Annotated in this window: 16 protein-coding genes; 5 read left to right on the top strand and 11 right to left on the bottom strand. The window is 56.5% G+C overall.

Annotation, left to right across the window (positions count from 1 at the left end; translation table 11 throughout):
- Both P9L99_19395 and P9L99_19400 read right to left on the bottom strand, forming a co-directional pair.
- Positions 1–723: a polyprenol monophosphomannose synthase gene (locus tag P9L99_19395; GenBank protein ID MDP8225535.1), complete on the bottom strand. Its 723-nt coding sequence runs from the start codon at positions 721–723 to the stop codon at positions 1–3.
- The gene (locus P9L99_19400; protein ID MDP8225536.1) at positions 724–1,851 is read right to left on the bottom strand and encodes a glycosyltransferase family 9 protein; all 1,128 of its coding nucleotides are present in this window, start codon (positions 1,849–1,851) and stop codon (positions 724–726) included.
- Positions 1,852–1,989: 138 nt separating this feature from the next.
- Here P9L99_19400 and P9L99_19405 point away from each other — a divergent pair, with 138 nt between their 5' ends.
- From P9L99_19405 to P9L99_19420, 4 genes are all read left to right on the top strand, one after another.
- Entirely contained in the window at positions 1,990–2,268 is a 279-nt protein-coding gene (locus P9L99_19405; protein ID MDP8225537.1) for a hypothetical protein, read from the top strand.
- Positions 2,269–2,423: 155 nt separating this feature from the next.
- Positions 2,424–2,846 (top strand): flagellar basal body rod protein FlgB, encoded by a 423-nt coding sequence (flgB, locus tag P9L99_19410; GenBank protein ID MDP8225538.1) that lies wholly within the window; start codon positions 2,424–2,426, stop codon positions 2,844–2,846.
- A 346-nt stretch (positions 2,847–3,192) separates the two neighbouring features.
- Positions 3,193–3,909, top strand: a complete 717-nt coding sequence (locus P9L99_19415; GenBank protein ID MDP8225539.1) for a hypothetical protein — start codon at positions 3,193–3,195, stop codon at positions 3,907–3,909.
- On the top strand, positions 3,902–5,506 hold the full coding sequence (locus tag P9L99_19420; GenBank protein MDP8225540.1) for a hypothetical protein: 1,605 nt from the start codon (positions 3,902–3,904) through the stop codon (positions 5,504–5,506). The genes P9L99_19415 and P9L99_19420 overlap by 8 nt, the downstream gene beginning before the upstream one ends.
- Positions 5,507–5,672: 166 nt before the next feature.
- On the opposite strand, the gene P9L99_19425 is transcribed toward P9L99_19420, so the two are convergent.
- From P9L99_19425 to rnc, 5 genes are all read right to left on the bottom strand, one after another.
- Positions 5,673–6,806: a deoxyguanosinetriphosphate triphosphohydrolase gene (locus P9L99_19425; GenBank protein MDP8225541.1), complete on the bottom strand. Its 1,134-nt coding sequence runs from the start codon at positions 6,804–6,806 to the stop codon at positions 5,673–5,675.
- A gap of 112 nt (positions 6,807–6,918) precedes the next feature.
- Entirely contained in the window at positions 6,919–7,407 is a 489-nt protein-coding gene (locus P9L99_19430) for a Mut7-C RNAse domain-containing protein (protein ID MDP8225542.1), read from the bottom strand.
- A 219-nt stretch (positions 7,408–7,626) separates the two neighbouring features.
- Complete coding sequence (gene der, locus P9L99_19435; protein ID MDP8225543.1) at positions 7,627–8,976, bottom strand: ribosome biogenesis GTPase Der; 1,350 nt, start codon at positions 8,974–8,976, stop codon at positions 7,627–7,629.
- A complete protein-coding gene (era, locus tag P9L99_19440; protein MDP8225544.1) occupies positions 8,973–9,881 on the bottom strand; it encodes a GTPase Era in 909 nt (302 codons plus the stop codon). Before era ends, der begins: the two co-directional genes overlap by 4 nt.
- Before the next feature lie 27 nt (positions 9,882–9,908).
- The gene (gene rnc, locus P9L99_19445) at positions 9,909–10,613 is read right to left on the bottom strand and encodes a ribonuclease III (GenBank protein MDP8225545.1); all 705 of its coding nucleotides are present in this window, start codon (positions 10,611–10,613) and stop codon (positions 9,909–9,911) included.
- A 132-nt stretch (positions 10,614–10,745) separates the two neighbouring features.
- Here rnc and P9L99_19450 point away from each other — a divergent pair, with 132 nt between their 5' ends.
- Complete coding sequence (locus tag P9L99_19450; protein MDP8225546.1) at positions 10,746–11,186, top strand: hypothetical protein; 441 nt, start codon at positions 10,746–10,748, stop codon at positions 11,184–11,186.
- Here P9L99_19450 and mtaB read toward each other — a convergent pair whose 3' ends face one another.
- From mtaB to P9L99_19470, 4 genes are read right to left on the bottom strand one after another with little or no spacing between them, the layout of a single operon-like run.
- Positions 11,187–12,479 (bottom strand): tRNA (N(6)-L-threonylcarbamoyladenosine(37)-C(2))-methylthiotransferase MtaB, encoded by a 1,293-nt coding sequence (mtaB, locus tag P9L99_19455; GenBank protein MDP8225547.1) that lies wholly within the window; start codon positions 12,477–12,479, stop codon positions 11,187–11,189.
- A 1-nt stretch (position 12,480) separates the two neighbouring features.
- Positions 12,481–13,416 carry a PfkB family carbohydrate kinase gene (locus P9L99_19460; GenBank protein MDP8225548.1) on the bottom strand — a complete coding sequence of 312 codons (936 nt, stop codon included), beginning with the start codon at positions 13,414–13,416 and terminating at the stop codon, positions 12,481–12,483.
- Complete coding sequence (locus tag P9L99_19465) at positions 13,413–14,240, bottom strand: 4Fe-4S binding protein (protein ID MDP8225549.1); 828 nt, start codon at positions 14,238–14,240, stop codon at positions 13,413–13,415. The genes P9L99_19460 and P9L99_19465 overlap by 4 nt, the downstream gene beginning before the upstream one ends.
- Before the next feature lie 9 nt (positions 14,241–14,249).
- Entirely contained in the window at positions 14,250–15,599 is a 1,350-nt protein-coding gene (locus tag P9L99_19470; GenBank protein ID MDP8225550.1) for an outer membrane protein transport protein, read from the bottom strand.
- Positions 15,600–15,613 lie beyond the last annotated feature (14 nt).

Consider the following 15,613-nt stretch of genomic DNA (forward strand, 5'->3'; position numbering starts at 1 on the left):
TTAGTCTTCCTTTCTTTCCGGCAGTTCGCGCATCATCGCCCGCACGCGCCAAACCTTGAAAAAACCATCCAACAATCGGCCCAGCGTCAACTCGCTTTCCCCGCGCTCGCGGTCGACGAACACGATCGGAACCTCCACCACGCGCAGCCCGGCCCGCTTGGCCCGGCCGAACACTTCATGCACGATGCTCGGGCCCGCCGAGACCAACGTTGCCGGCGCGATGGCCTCCAACGCGCGACGCGTGTAAGCGCGATAACCGCTGTTGCAGTCACGTATCGGCAGCCCCAAAATCGTGCGGGCGTACCAAGCCGAAAACTTCGTGAGTCCCTCACGCAAGCGCCCGCGGCCCACATCCTGACCGCCCGGAACGAGCCGGCTACCCACCACGATATCCGCGCCCTTTTCCAGCGCGGCAAGCAGGTCGGGAATAAATTTAGGATGATGTGAAAAATCGGCGTCCATCTCGATAACGCGGTCGGCGCCCCACTCCAGTGCCGCCGTGAAAGCTTCCGCCCCGGCGTATCCGCGCCCCTTTTTCTCCATGCGCCTAAGCAGCCGCACGCCCTCATCAGTCGCCGCCAGGGCTTCGACCAACTTCCACGTGCCGTCCGGGCTGTTGTCGTCAGCCACGAGCACTTCGGCGTCCAGCGCCCGCAGTTCCCGAATTAGATCCTCGATATTCTCCGCTTCGTTGTAAGTCGGCAGCGTAACGATGGTTCGCATCTATTTTCCCAGTTGACGGAGGCACGCGGCCTCCACTTCGTCCACGGTGATGTCCTGAATGACGCTCGACTCTTCGTCGGCCTGTCCCATGATCCCCGGCCCGAAAGGCTCGCGCCACAGCTTTTCGCCCCACGTGCCCATATCGACTTCCTGCGGCGGCGTCGGCCCGAATAGCGCCACCGTTTTCACTTTCGAGGCGAGGCCGACGTGCAGGGCCATCGTATCGCCGGTTACCAGCAGGTCGAGCCGCCCGACCATCGCCGCGAAATGCCGCAGCGGATTATCAGTTCCCAATTCGACGACGCTTCCGCTCAGTTGATCGGCGATCCACTGATTACGCTCGACTTCTTCCGGGCCGCCAAGCAGCACAACGGTCCCGCCGGTTGCCGCGTGTAGTCGCTTGCCCAATTCCGCGAAGTTCGCCGCGCGCCAACGCTTGCCGGGAAACACCTTGCCCGCGCCGGTGTTCAACCCGATCAGCGGCCGCTTCGTCGCACCCAGTTCGGCAAGCTGTCGATCCGCCGCCGTCCACTCATCATCCGTGAACCGCAGCACGTAGAGTTCACTCGCGCTGGGTAGCTTCACCATCTCGTGCACGATTTGCTGGTAGCTTTTTTCGTTGCGGCGAAACTTGTACATGTCGCTGATGCCCATCAGCACCGCATCGTCCGAAGCGTCGTCGATCGGGTGCAAGCTGCCTTCTTCGCCCATCGTGAAACCGCGCTTTTTCGCGGCCTGACATTGCGCCATCAGGCCGATCGCCCGTGGCTCCTTGTCGAGGCACAGCGCCAAGTCAAAACGCTCCACACCCACGCGGATGAGCGTCTCGATGTCCACCGTCCAGATGCGGTGGATGTACGGATTGCTTTCCAGCAGCGGCGCGCTGGGCGCGTCGACAATCCACGTCACGTGTGTCGTGTTGTGTTTCTTGCCCAGTTCCTGCGCGAGACTCGGCAGCAGGCTGGTCGTGCGCAGTACGTCGCCCATCGCTCCGAGTTTGATGATCAGCACGCGAAAGCCCATCGGGTGGTAGTGCAGGCAGTACGGGCAATTCAGTCGGAACTTGCAGGGCTTGTCGCCCCGGAAGTGAATGCAGTCGTAATGGATTTCGTCGCCGATCCAACCCATGTGCGCCCCCGGGTGTTTGCTCGGCTCGTTGTAGCAAAAAGCGGCTGTGGCGTCTACGTTGCGACCGGCCGGAAGCTGAACGGGTTGTTTTACCTTTAGTCAGGAAGTATTTTGTCTCGGCCCGAAAGGAGAACGAAGTTGGCCCGTGTCTGTCCCCAGTGTCGTCGCATGGTCGGCGACGACGAAGACAACTGCCGTCAATGCGGTGCCCCCACCGTAACGCCCGACCAGTGGCGCGCCATGCGGTATGCCGCTCCCAGCCGCCCGCCGGGTCCCCCTGCGCCCCAACCGAAAAAACCGCCCGAACAGACTCCGGAACAAGTCGAGCAATGGGCGAAAATCGGCATGGGGGGCATCTTCGCGTTCTTCCTGTTTTTTGTCGTCTTTCTAGTCGCCTACGCCATCAAAGCCTTTTAGATCGGCAAAAAGGTTCGTCAAGCGCTTGACACGGGCGGTCAAATCTTCCGCTTCCGAATTTTTCCAATGCAGATAATCATCTAAAATCAGAGGGATTTCCGGCTCCGTGCCGGTTGGCACTCCGCTTGCTAAGAAAGAGTGCGGAGGAATGTACGATGGGTATCGAGAGTTTCTTGTTCAGCGATCCGACTTCCGCGCTGCTTAAACGCAGCTTGGACATCCATTCGCATCGCGTCGACTTGATCGCCGGCAACCTGGCCAACGCCGACACGCCCGGCTACAAAGCGCGCGACCTGGATTTTCGCGCCGCCCTGCAAGACGCAGCCGAGCAGACCACGATGAACCCGGGGCATCTTGCCCGCACGCATCCGCAACACCTCGACCGCGGCGACCTCGCGATGGAAATCGAAGAGCAGGATCAAGCCGAAGACGGCAGCATCCGGGTCGACGGCAACACCGTCAATACCGACAAAGAACTGCAAAAAATGGCGGAATCCCAACTCATGTACAACGCCACCATCACCGCCCTCGCCCGCAAAATGAAGATGATCAACCAAGCCCTCGCCGGGAAGATTTAAGCGCTCACGATCGTGTTAGAAGCTTGAAATCGCGCTCCGAAATGCGACGCGTAGCGACGACGAACCAACCCCAAGACGTGCTTGGTGCTCGGGTCTTGAACGCATCCAAACGGCTTCGACATATTGTATTAAAGATAACCATGAAGCCCAAGTCACGATAAGGAAATAAACCTTTTCAAAAGAGCTATTATCTGCTAATTAATCTATATAATTGATGATCTTATTTAGGCGTGCAAGCAACGCGAACATTTTCAACAGTCAATTGTCAATTTGAATCGAAAAAACCACAAGTGAGTAGAATGGCCCTTTGCCGAATCAGAAGCAAAAAGGAAAAAACGACACAATAATGAAAAAATATCTGCTGTTGCACAAAAAGTGCGGTGAAATCGTAGCGGAATCTGTATCAAAAGACTATTCTCAGCTTCATGGTCAAACCAACCTTTTCTTATGTGAACTGGAATCTTGGATTGAAATCATAAAACCAAGTCGAGAGCACCATTTGCTTTTCTTGGCTGCGCAAGAATACCAATATGCGGCACTCGCTCTCACTCAGGGTTTATATCGCCAAGCCTTCAAAGGGTTAAGGCTTGTTTTAGAATTGTGTCTTCAAGCTTTGTTTCTTTCAACGAATCAGTTAATGTTGCGGGAGTGGTTTGAAAATCGGAAGGACACTATATGGAGCGAGATTACCGATGATACAAACGGTGTCTTATCTGTGCGTTTTGCCAAAGCTTTTTTCCCCACACTGGAACAGCACGTATGCCAATTTAGAAAAAATGCGCGGAAAAACTATCGCAAGTGCTCCGAATATGTTCACGGGAACATAAAAACGCTTCAGGATCTTCCTGACACCTTAGCTTTTAACGCACAATTATTCAAATCCTGGCATGAAACGGCAAACGAGGTCGCTTTGGTTGTTTCCTTCTCACTTGCACTCCGATATCTAAAGGAGTTTGACTCTAAGGAACTCAATATAATCGAAAGCAAGCTTCTTGACCGGTTAGGGCATATTGAAGCAATACGTTTAGTTTTCGACGAACCGCAGGGTGGTTTAAATGACTGATTTTCGCATTAGAACGGAAGATATACGAACGGAAGATATTCTGGGACTGTATGTCGAAACCGAGCGCGATAGAGAAATTGTAGAATCTCTAAAAGGGTTGACTCCCATAATTATTGAAGGCAGTCGCGGTACCGGAAAATCTTTCCTTCTGCGAGTTGCCGAAGCGCAAATGCTTCGAGATCTTGAAACAGAAAGAGCCCTCCCTGTCTATGTTTCGTTTGTGAAAAGCTCGCTTATACACACAAGTGATGTCCGGCAATTTCAACATTGGATGCTTGCCCGAATTTGCGACCGAGTGGGTCGTGTACTGAACAAAAATGGCTTGCAGACAGATGCCATTAGGTCGAGTATATCGATTCTTACAGGCGGCGAAGGTGAACAATCTCGAATGCAGAAAATAGTTGCCCAATATGAAGAATCTTATAAAAACCCCGGAACCGATGTAGATACTTCCTCGATACCGGATGTTCAGGACTTCAAAGACGCAATTCAGGACATATGCGATGAAATCGGCATAAAACGCATCGTTCTCATGTTTGATGAGGCTGCACATATTCTAAGTCCGGAACAACAAAGACAGTTTTTCACTCTCTTCAGGGATCTTCGATCCCCTTATTTGAACTGTAATGCCGCCGTTTATCCCGGTGTCACAATGTATGGGCAGTCTTTTCAAAGCGCTCACGATGCGAGAATTGTAGTGCTAAATCGGGACATACTCGACGATGAATATATCGTAAGTATGAGGGAAATTGTGTCTAAACAGGCCGATGAGTCTTTGATGAGGCGTATTGAGAAACATTCGGAAAATTTTTGCGCACTTGCGTACGCGGTAACAGGAAACCCGCGACTTTTGCTGAAGACCGTCGGATTAGCTAGTCAACTCAGTACTTCGAAAGTAACCAACGTAATAAAAAATTTCTACCGAACGAAAGTGTGGGCTGAGCATTCAGAGTTGGCGGAAAGATACGCTGGCCATCGTGATCTTGTTGATTGGGGCCGTACTTTCATCGAGCAAATAGTAATACCTGACACTCGAGCGAGAAATACTCAATGGCTTGAGGAACAAAGACAAGAAAGTACCTGCTTTTTCTGGATACATCGTGATGCACCGGAGGCCGTAAAAGAAGCCTTGAGGCTTTTAGCTTATACAGGGATTGTGATGAAAGGCGATTCTGGTATAGTTGCGACGAGAGCGGCAGTGGGCACGAGATACACTATTAATCTAGGATGTTTGGCGGCGCCAGATCCACATCCTATCAAAACGCTTACCGCTATCAGAAGCCATCTCGCAATCAAGAGGTTTACGGAATACGGCTTCAACTATTCGCGTTTCAGAGAACTTGCGGATTCTATCGGTTCTTTTCAAGAGCCAGATATGTTAAGAATAATAACAACTCAACTCGAAAAGCCTATTGATGTTCTTGAAATAACTGGCTTCCAGAAAAGCGCATTGTCCAAGCTAAAAATCGACACCATTAGAAAAGCTCTCACAGCGAGCGAGGCGGAATTTCGACAAGCACATTATATTGGAGGAATTCGATCGCGGCGCATAAAGAATGCGGTTTTTGCTTCCGTTTTTGAATATTTATCCGGCTAGTTCTCAGTCGCGCTCGTTACGGGGCGAAATCTGAAGCGCGCAAACCTTCCGACGGGACGGACTGGCGCGCCCGCGCAATAAGGCGGTCGCCAAATGGAGTATTTTTCGTTTTTTCCTAATAACCGGTGGTGGTTGAAATGTTCAACACCTTGGTTTGAGGCCCGCCCTAATCCCGGAAGGGGCCGTAGAGTTGTTCGTACTCGCGGATGACGTAGCGGTCGGTCATGCCCGCGATGTAGTCGCAGATGGAGCGGTGGAGGCCGTATGTCTCGACTCGCGAGGCATAGTCGGGGGGCAAGAGTCGGGGTTTCTCCAGGTAGGCTTCGAACAGACGGGGGAGAATGCGCCCGACTTTGAAGAACATGCGCTCGATTTGGTTGTGCCGGTACAAGCTGTGATAGAGGTAATCGTTTAGTTCCAGGCGCATGCGTTCGATTTCCGGCGACCAGTTCACAAGAATCTTGTTGGCCTCCCGCACGTCTTCCAAGCTTCCGATTTCATACTCCTTGAGATGCTTGTCGGTGTTGGTAACGAGGTCTTCCACCAACAGCCCGATCATCTGGCTGATCGACATCAAACGGAGCTGTTTTTGCGTCATACTGTCGTATCTTTGCTGCACTTTTTCTTCCGATAAGCGCCAAAGCGCCACATTTTTATGCATGTCACGCCAATCCAGCAGCCCCGATTCGATGCCGTCGTCCGTGTCGTGGTTGTGGTAGGCGATGCTGTCGGCACAGTTAATCAACTGCGCCTCGAGCGTCGGAACGACCTCCGGCTCGTACTCGGCCAGCGCCTCGTCGTCGGGGTGGTCGTAGAAGGTTGCGTGTTTGACGATGCCCTCGCGAGTTTCCCAAGTCAGGTTCAGACCGGGGAAATTCGGGTACCGCTCTTCCAGCAGGGTCACCACGCGCAAACTCTGGACGTTGTGTTCAAAACCGCCGTGGTCGGCCATGAGATCGGCGAGAATCGCTTCCCCCGCGTGACCGAAGGGCGTATGCCCTAAATCGTGCGCCAAAGCGAGGGTTTCGGTAAGTTCCATATTGAGGCCGAGCCGTTTTGCCACGCCGCGGGCGATCTGTGCGACTTCAATGGAGTGCGTCAGCCGCGTGCGGTAGTAGTCGCCGACGTGGTACACGAACACTTGCGTTTTGTATTCGAGGCGTCGAAAGGCGGCGCAGTGGATCACGCGGTCGCGATCGCGTTCGAAATTCGGCCGTTGATCTTTGAAGGTCTCAGGATATACGCGGCCGCGGCTGGCGCCGCTGTGCGCGGCATAGGGTGCAGATTGGTAGCAGTCCACAGATTCGTCCTTCGGTTGGTGAAAACGGAAGAATAACCGCCGCGTCAACCAAATCATCGACGCGGCGGCGTCGGAAGGACCGTGGTCCTTCCCCCCACAATTTTACCCGTGATTAATTTGAATGATTTACCTTGGGGGTGTCAAGTGTTTGTTTCAATTTGTCAATCATCTTGATTTTGTGGGTGCCGGCCCAATATATCCGCCCGCATCCGGGGCAGCGGCGGAAGGTAGTCCGCGTCGCGTAGACGAAGGGGGGCACGAGTCCGCGCACGTCACGTTTATCAATGTCATCGAGCGCTTCATTGCATATCGAACAAATAGATAAAAACGCTTCACATTGTATAGTTAGATCACATTCCGTGAGAACTTGCTTTAGTTGTTCTTTCGTGATTTCTGATTTTAAAAACAGGAAGGAAATCTGATCCGCTTGCGGCACGAGGCGTGAATTCTTCGTTAAAAGGATGCGGTTTTCCCGCTTGGCTCGCTGCACGAGGGCCGGTATTTCGGCGGTCGAAGCGAACTCGCAATCGAAACCGAGAAGCCGCAGCCACTTCGCGAGTCGGCCACACGTTCGATCTGCCAGGAAAATCGGCGGTTTCATGGGAAAAAGGTATCACGCCCGGGCGGCGAATGCATCGTGTTTTTCATTTTTAAACAACGGGTTAGCTTGGAAGAGCTAGAAAGGAAACGCGTTTTGAATCGTGGCGACAAAACAGCTTATTTTTTTGAATGCGAGGCATCGCTTTCGCGGCGACACTTACGCGCCATAGTTCAATGATTTTCGAAGTAAATCCCACAAAGGTTTGAATGCAAAGGCTTTCTAGGTTTTGTCCGGGTCGGATCTTTGCCGGCCCTTGAATATCAACCGAATCGGCGTGCCATCGAACGACGCGACGTCCCGCAATCGATTGATTAGGTAGCGTCGATACGCGAAATGGATCGCTGCCGGACGATTGGTGAACACGACAAAGATCGGCGGACGCACTTTGATTTGCGACATATAGTAGAACTTGACCGGCTTGCTGCCGGCCGATGGGTGGCCATGATGAGCGACGGCGCCTTCCAAATATCGATTCAGGGGCCCGGTTTGCAGCCTTCGCAACTGGTTCTCGCGTACCTCTGAGAGCGCCGAGAACAGGTCCTGAATCCCCTCCCCGGTGCGCGCCGACATCGTGATCACCGGAATCCACTCCAAGCCGCTAAGGCGTCGATGGAGATCATCTTCGATCCGCCGGCGCCACTTCTTGTCCGTTTTCGCCAAATCCACCTTGTTAAGCGCCAGGATGACGCCCCGGCCCCGCTCCTCGGCATAGGAGATAATCCGCATCGTCTGGTCGGTGATGGGCTGCCCGGCTTCGTGGAGCACGACGGCGATATCCGTGCGATCCAGGGCCTGCAACGCTTTGATCGCGGTTAGTTTCTCCAGGTATTTTCCCGCCTTGCCTTTGCGGCGCAGGCCCGCGGTGTCGATCAACACATACGGCTTGCCGTCCAGATCGAAGGGCACATCGATGGCGTCGCGGGTGGTGCCGGGCAAGTCGCTGACGATCAGACGCTTTTCGCCGAGGATGCGGTTGATGGAGGATGATTTGCCCACATTAGGCACGCCCACAAAGGCCACACGCACCGGGCGCTCCGCGCTTTCGTGCTCTTCATCGCTCTCGGACTCCGGCTCCGGAAACTCGCGAACGACGTCCTCCATGAGCGCCTTGATGCCGATCTTTTCCCGGGCGCTGATGCTGTAAAGCTTTTCGACTCCGAGGCGGAAAAATTCGAACGTGAGACTCTCCAGCGATGCGGCGTCGATCTTGTTGACGGCCCAAAACACGTTTTTTTTCGTCCTGCGGAGCTTGTCGACTACGTCCTCGTCTTCGGGGTTAAGCCCACCCCGCCCGTCCATCAAGCAGATAATCGCCGCGGCCTCCTCGATGGCGAATTCGACTTGCAGGTTGACCTCGTGGGTCAGCGCATCGGTATGCTCGGTGGAAAGACCGCCCGTGTCGACCAACATGAAGCGCTTGCCGGCGAATTCCACCGGGGCGTAATGGAGATCCCGCGTCACGCCGGGCGTGGCTTGGACCAGAGCGCGGTTTTTGCCCGCCAAGCGGTTGAACAACGTGGACTTGCCGACGTTCGGGCGACCGACGATGGCGATCAGCGGGAGAGTCACGAGGTGTACCCCATTTCGCGGAGCATGCTTTCCGAACGCGTCCAATCTTTTTTAACCACGACGCGTAAATCGAGGAAAACCCGCTTACTCGCGAAGGCTTCGATTTTACGCCGGGCGGCGCTGCCGATGCTTTTCATCTTTTCGCCGCCGTGGCCGATGAGAATTCCTTTTTGCCCCTCGCGTTCGATAAATATTTTGGCGTGAATACGCAGCAAATCGACCTGCTGTTCGTACGCTTCCACCAGCACGGCCGAGCTGTAGGGTATCTCTTGTTTCGTTTGCAGAAAGACTTGCTCGCGAATCATTTCCGCCACCAGAAAGCGCTCCGTGGCGCTGGTCAACTGGTCCGGGGGATAGTACATCGGCCCCTCGGGCAGCGCCTTGACGACTTCCTCAACCAGCCGACCGATGCCGTCGGCGCGCGTTGCGCAAATGGGAACGATGGCGGCGAAGTCGTGTATTTGCATGTATTGCTCGATAAGCGGCAGCAAGTCCTCTCTTTTTGCGCGGTCGATTTTGTTGATCGCCAGCACAACCGGTCTCGCCATGGTCCGTAGGCGTTCGATCAACGTTTTTTCGGTCAGCTTGGGCGGCCCCGTCGCTTCCACGACAAGTAGGATGACGTCGGCGTCGCTCATCGCCCGTTGGATCTCGCGCTTGAGAAAAAGGTTCAGGCCGCGATCGTCTTCGATCACGCCGGGCGTATCGAGAAAGATGATTTGGTATTCGTCGGCCGTGCTGATGCCTAGAATGCGGTTGCGCGTGGTCTGCGGCTTAGGCGTAACAATCGCCAACTCTTCGCCCATGACGGCGTTGAGAATCGTCGATTTGCCGACGTTGGGCCTTCCAAGCAGCATGGCGTAGCCGGATTTGAATCCGGCGGGAGGTTGTGAAGCGGTTTTCACCGTCGTTCCTTTCTGTGATGACGTAATCTAGTTTTCTTCGCCGGCAAGGTGTCCGAAGGCGGCTTGCGCCGCGGCTTGCTCGGCATCCTTTTTACTGCGTCCCTCGCCTTCGCCGAAAAGTTGGTCGGCAATGATCACGTGTACGACGAATCGTTTGTTGTGGTCCGGGCCGCTGGCGCCCACCACCCGATAATAAGGTGCCGAACCATACTTGGCTTGGGAAATCTCTTGCAAGCGCGTTTTATAATCCTTGAACAATAATTTTTCGTCGAAACCTTCGAAAAGCAAGTCGAAGTATCGCTCGATGAAAGCGGCGGCGGCGCCGAGGCCCGCATCGAGGTAAATCGAGCCGACGACTGCCTCGAAGACATCGGCGAGAATCGTGTCTTTTTCGCGCCCACCGGTTTTTTCCTCGCCGTGGCTCATGCGGACATGTTCGCCCAGTCCGAGGCGGCGGGCGATGGCCGCTAACGTGCGGCGATTCACAGCGCTGGCGCGCCGGCGCGAAAGTTCCCCTTCTTTATGGTCGGGGAAGCGTTCGACGAGCATATCCGAGACCACAAGTTCCAATACCGCATCGCCGAGAAACTCTAAACGTTCGTAGTCTTCGGACTCTTCAGACTCGTTGGCGAAGCTGGAATGGGTCAGCGCGCGTTCCAGCAGGGATCGGTCGTTGAAGTCGTGCCCGAGGGCGATCAACAACTCTTCCAATGTTGGACGTTCTTCAGCCACCACGACCTCCCTCCGGCTCCGGTTTGCCAACTCGGTAACAAGACGGCGGGTTGATGTCAATCAAGTTGTGCAGACCGTCTTGCCATTGTTTCGTAATCGGGTAGATTAGGCCGGTCGAAATGGGAGGCGGAAATGGCTCGAATTTGTCCCTTTGTTTTGTTCGCAATCGTTACGGCCTTTTTGGCGTTGGGCGCCTGCGCGGGCGACGGCATTCGTCCGGACGGAGACCTAACCCCCGAATTACTCGACATGGTGGCGATCCCTAATCCCGCCGATGTGGGCAGCGAGACGACGTTCATCGCCAGCTTTGTTGATCACGACGGCGACATCGAAGACTTCTCCATCGAATTGATCGTCGAAACCGAAGACGACGAGGAAAAGTTCGAAGTGCCCGCCATCGACTTACGCGTCGAGGGCCTCACCGAGGGCTCAATATCCTTTCGCGTCAACGTGCTCGACTACTATCAGGGAACGTTCAAGCTGCGACTGATCGATGCCGCCGGTAACGTCAGTGACGAAATCGAGGAATTCTTGTTCGTCAACATACTCCCGGAACCGCAAACCGGCGAGTGATCACTCCCGCCCTCGCCCTGTGAGACGCAGGCGCTCCACATCAACGGCCGTGATTTCCACCGGCACTTCGCCGTGCGCCACCTCTTGAACGGCAACCGGTAGGTAGTTGCGGCTTAAGCCCTCGGAAAACCCCGTCTCGCTTCTCTCGATCAACACCGGGAGCACGCGCCCGACCTGCAATTCCATAAATTCGTGCCGATATCCCCGGGCCGCGTCCCGCAGACGTTTCGCGCGATCGCGAGCCTCGCGGCGGTTGACTCTGTCGGGCATCGTCGAGGCGGGCGTGCCGGGGCGATCGGAGTAAGGAAACACATGCAAATGGGGCAAGCGTAGACGATCGAGGAACGCAAAGGTCTCCCCGAAATCTTCCTCGCTTTCGCCGGGAAATCCGGTCAGCACGTCAGCGCCGATCGTGATGTTGTCCACCTCTTGGCGGCATCGCGCAACGGCATCGGCAAACAAGGCTGTGTCGTACGGGCGGTTCATGGCGCGAAGAATTCGGTCGCAACCGCTTTGCAGCGGGATATGTAGGTGAGGACACAAACGCGGCTCACCGGCCATGAGGTGCAGCAAGTCCGCCGTCACTTCGCGCGGCTCGATCGACGAGAGACGCAAACGTAAAAGATCGGTTTCCCGGAGGATTCGTTCGCAGAGCGCGGTCAATCGGCTCGCCGGTTGCAGATCGTGCCCATACAGGCCCAAGTGAATGCCGGTGAGCACGACCTCGTTGCGACCCGCGGCGACCAACTCGCGCACGGCGCCAATCACCACATCCGGCGCCACGCTGCGGCTCGGCCCGCGCACCACCGGAACGATGCAGTACGTGCAGGCGGCGGGACAACCGTCTTGCACTTTCAGAAAAGCCCGCGTCCGCCCCGGCAGATCGTACGCCCCGCCCGCTTGCACTGTCTCGACGGAGGCGACATCCGCCACGCATCGCAGCGGCCCCGCGCCACGCGCCTCGTCGACCAGACGTATCAGATCCTGCTTTTCCACATTGCCCGTCACCAAGTCCGCGTCGTCAAACGCGTTGGGCGTGCCGCCTCCGCTGATCGGCCCGCAGCCGGTCACGACGACAATAGAGTCGGGGTTGAAGCGGCGCGCCCGGTGCACCATCTGCCGACTTTGGCGGTCCGCCGTCGCCGTCACGGTGCAGGTGTTGATCACACATACATCGGCCGGACCGGGCCACGGAACAACGCGATAACCCCGCGTCGTGAACGATTGGTTGAGATAAGCCGTATCGACCTGATTGACCTTGCATCCCAGCGTAGCGAAACAAACCGTCAGCACGTTACGCCCCCTGTTTCAATAAGCGATCCACGGCGGCGCGATCGGGAATGCCCGCCCGTCCACCCGGCTGGGTGCATTTCAACGCAGCCGTTGCCGAGGCGAAACGCAGGATATCCGGCAGAGAAAAGCCCAAGGCGAGCCCGGCGGCAAAGGCGCCGTGCCAGACGTCGCCCGCGCCGGTTGTGTCTACAACATCGACCGTGAAGGCCGGAATTTCCAGCCATTGCTCGCCCATCAACACGAGTGCTCCGTGTTCACCCCGGGTGGCCGCGACGACGGGGCTGCCGGTTTGCGCGGCGATCTCCTGCAGGGCAAACCGCAAATCTCCACGGCCGGTATACGCCGAGGCGAAACTCGCATCGCAGAGAACGTAATCTGTCAACGCGAGCAAGGCATTGACGCCTCGTTGGAGTTTACCCGCATCCAGCACGACCGGTATTCCAGCCGCACGCGCCCACGAAGCCATCTGCACCGAGGCTTCCATGTGGTGGCAGTCCAACAGGAGCACGGACCCGGCGCACACCGTCTGCTCGTCGAATTCGTCGCGGTGAATTTCGAGACCCGGTTGACGTAAATACGTGATCGTCCGCGTGCCCGACGTAAGGTCCACCCAAATCACAGCGAGTTGGTTTTGCGTGTCCGGTACGATGGGGCAAGCGGCGACGTCCACGTCTTCACATTGCAGCGATTGCCGGGCGAAATCTCCTTCCGGCGTATCACCGAATTTGCCCAAGTATCGCGCGCGCAGGCCGAGACGCGCTACAGCGACCGCGGCCGTGGCGGCTTGTCCCCCGCCCTGCCGGATGAATTCCTGCATGGGCAGCTTCGTGTCGGCAGACGGATAATCGTCCAGGAGGCAAAGGAAGTCGCAAGAATTGTAGCCGAAGCAAACCACGTCGACGGGCTGGTTTGGCTTCGCCGGTACCGGGGCTCTCATTGGTAGGTTCGCAGCGGCGGGCGCGGTCGCTCACGTCGCAGTTCGATGGCGTCGTTGGGGCAGGCGCGGGCGCACAGGCCGCAGCCGTAACAGAGCGATTCCTCGATGCACACCAGCCCCTTCATGAGGTAACGCGCCTCCCACGGGCAGGCGTCGAGACATTCACCGCATCCCTGGCAGGCGTTCGCGTCAACATGCGCCACATGCTCGCCATAGAGAAGAGGGAATCCCTTTTGGCCGAGGTGCTTGTTCAACAAGAACGGTACACAGCCGTCGCGGCAACAATTGCAGATGGCGTATTCGTTGACGCCGTCGCCTGTGTAGCAATGCACGAAGACCATGTGCCAGAAACCTTCGTCGGCAAAGGATTGAATAAGCCGCTTAGCTTCATCACGGTCGATCACGCGGTAGTCGTCGGGAAAGGCGCGTTGAAAAGCGTCCGTGCCGGTGCGAATCACCATGTCCGTTTCAAGCATATGCTGAAAGCGCCCGTGCGCCACCCGGCAGCGACACGGTCCGATCGCGATGGCGAGGTCCCTTTGAGCGTCGAGTAGGTCCAGCACGTCCGTGGTGATCATCGGGTGGCCGGTGTCGCCGTAGCGTCCGACGGGATAGGCGAATATCCAGCGAAACAGGAACCGGGTGACCGGATGCTCGGTCCATTTGCGGTGTCTACCTTCGAGAGCCTCGTAACAAAACCGCAGCCACGGTACTTCGAGATGCTTGGCTAGGACGTGCAGGAGTTTGCGACGTAGGCGGCTTTGTTCGTCATGCACCAAGTGCCCGGCAAGCAAAAGTAACGCCGGGTCGAAATGAGGGTCCACGGGGTTCCTTTAGAAGTGAATCGTCGCCGTCATGCCCGAGTAAATATAGTGGGCACGGGCTTCGGCGCTCGGCCAGGCCGGGTTGCTTTCCGGGTCGTTCTCGTCCATGTCATCGGCGTCTTTATCATACTCGACAGTCGTCATGATGTGATCCATCACGCTGAAATCGATCTGGACCAGTTCGCCAAATTTACCGCCGAAATTGCCGCCGGCGCCAAACGCGAGCACGTGGGTCGCCGAGTCGATGATCGTGGTCGTCCCGTCCTGGTCGGGCACGGGACTGGGTTCAAACGCGTAACCAAGGCGAAAAGCCAAGTGCTTGTTGACGCGGGCTTCGACTCCGAAGCGAGTCACGAACACGTCGTCGAAGTCGGCGCTCGGGCGCTCGAGGACGTTGGGACGCGCGTAGTCGATGTCGTTCTCGGACATCGCTTTGAAGTCGAGGCGGACTTTCGGGAACGGCGATTTGTAGGTCGACCACCCTTGCCAGCTCATCTCGCCGGTAATCAACACGTGCTCGTCAGGTTCACCGGCGATGGACACGGTCACCGAACGCGGGATGTAGTTGTACCAAGCTTCGTATTCGATCTCGACGAAGCCGTTCGGGTCTCCCGGGATAAGCTGCTGGCGGTCGGTCTTGTGGAAGTAGCTTTGGCTCTGCCCTTTGTAGGTCAGGCCGAAACGCAGAAACTCGTGGCTGCGGGCGTAGAAGCCGACGATGGGGGAGACCTGGGCCGACAGTTCGCTTTCGGCCAGCGTGTTGGTCTCGTACGCACCTTCCGCCGTCGGAACGTCGGTCCACCGTTGCCCCCAGGGGTCGATCGTCACGCGGGCACCGGCGCCGAGGCCGAAATTGGGGGCGAGCTGCACGGCCATCGCGGGCATCAGCGACATCCCGAAGATGCCGGTATCGTAGTCGAGAAAGTAGGGGCGGTCGGGGCTCAGGATCTTGCGGCGGGACGCGCCATCGACCGGCAGTTGCATCGCCAGGCCGAAATAGACGCGGTCCTTGATGCCGCCGGAAACACCGAGGTTCAGCCACTGGCCGGCTTCGGCGCCGCGAGCGTCTCTAACTTCGTCTGGGTCGCTTTTATCACCGCCGTTACGTTCGGTCACGTCCAAGGTGAGCGACGGGACGCTGAAGGAATACCCGGCCAGTACGCGGACGTTGCGCGATTCGATCAATGCGCCGGGGTTATAAAACGCCGCTTCCGGCCCGTCGGCCAGCGAAGCGTAGGCATTGGCCAGCGAGGTCGCTCGGGAATTAAACCCGAAAAGGTCGAGCTGGTTGGCCGAGGCCGCCACAGGTATTCCCAAAAACAGAATCAACGCCAAAATATAGAATACCGCTTTGGGCATCTCAAACTCCCTAA

The sequence above is a fragment of the Candidatus Lernaella stagnicola genome (genome assembly GCA_030765525.1).
Classification (GTDB): Bacteria; Lernaellota; Lernaellaia; order Lernaellales; family Lernaellaceae; genus Lernaella; species Lernaella stagnicola.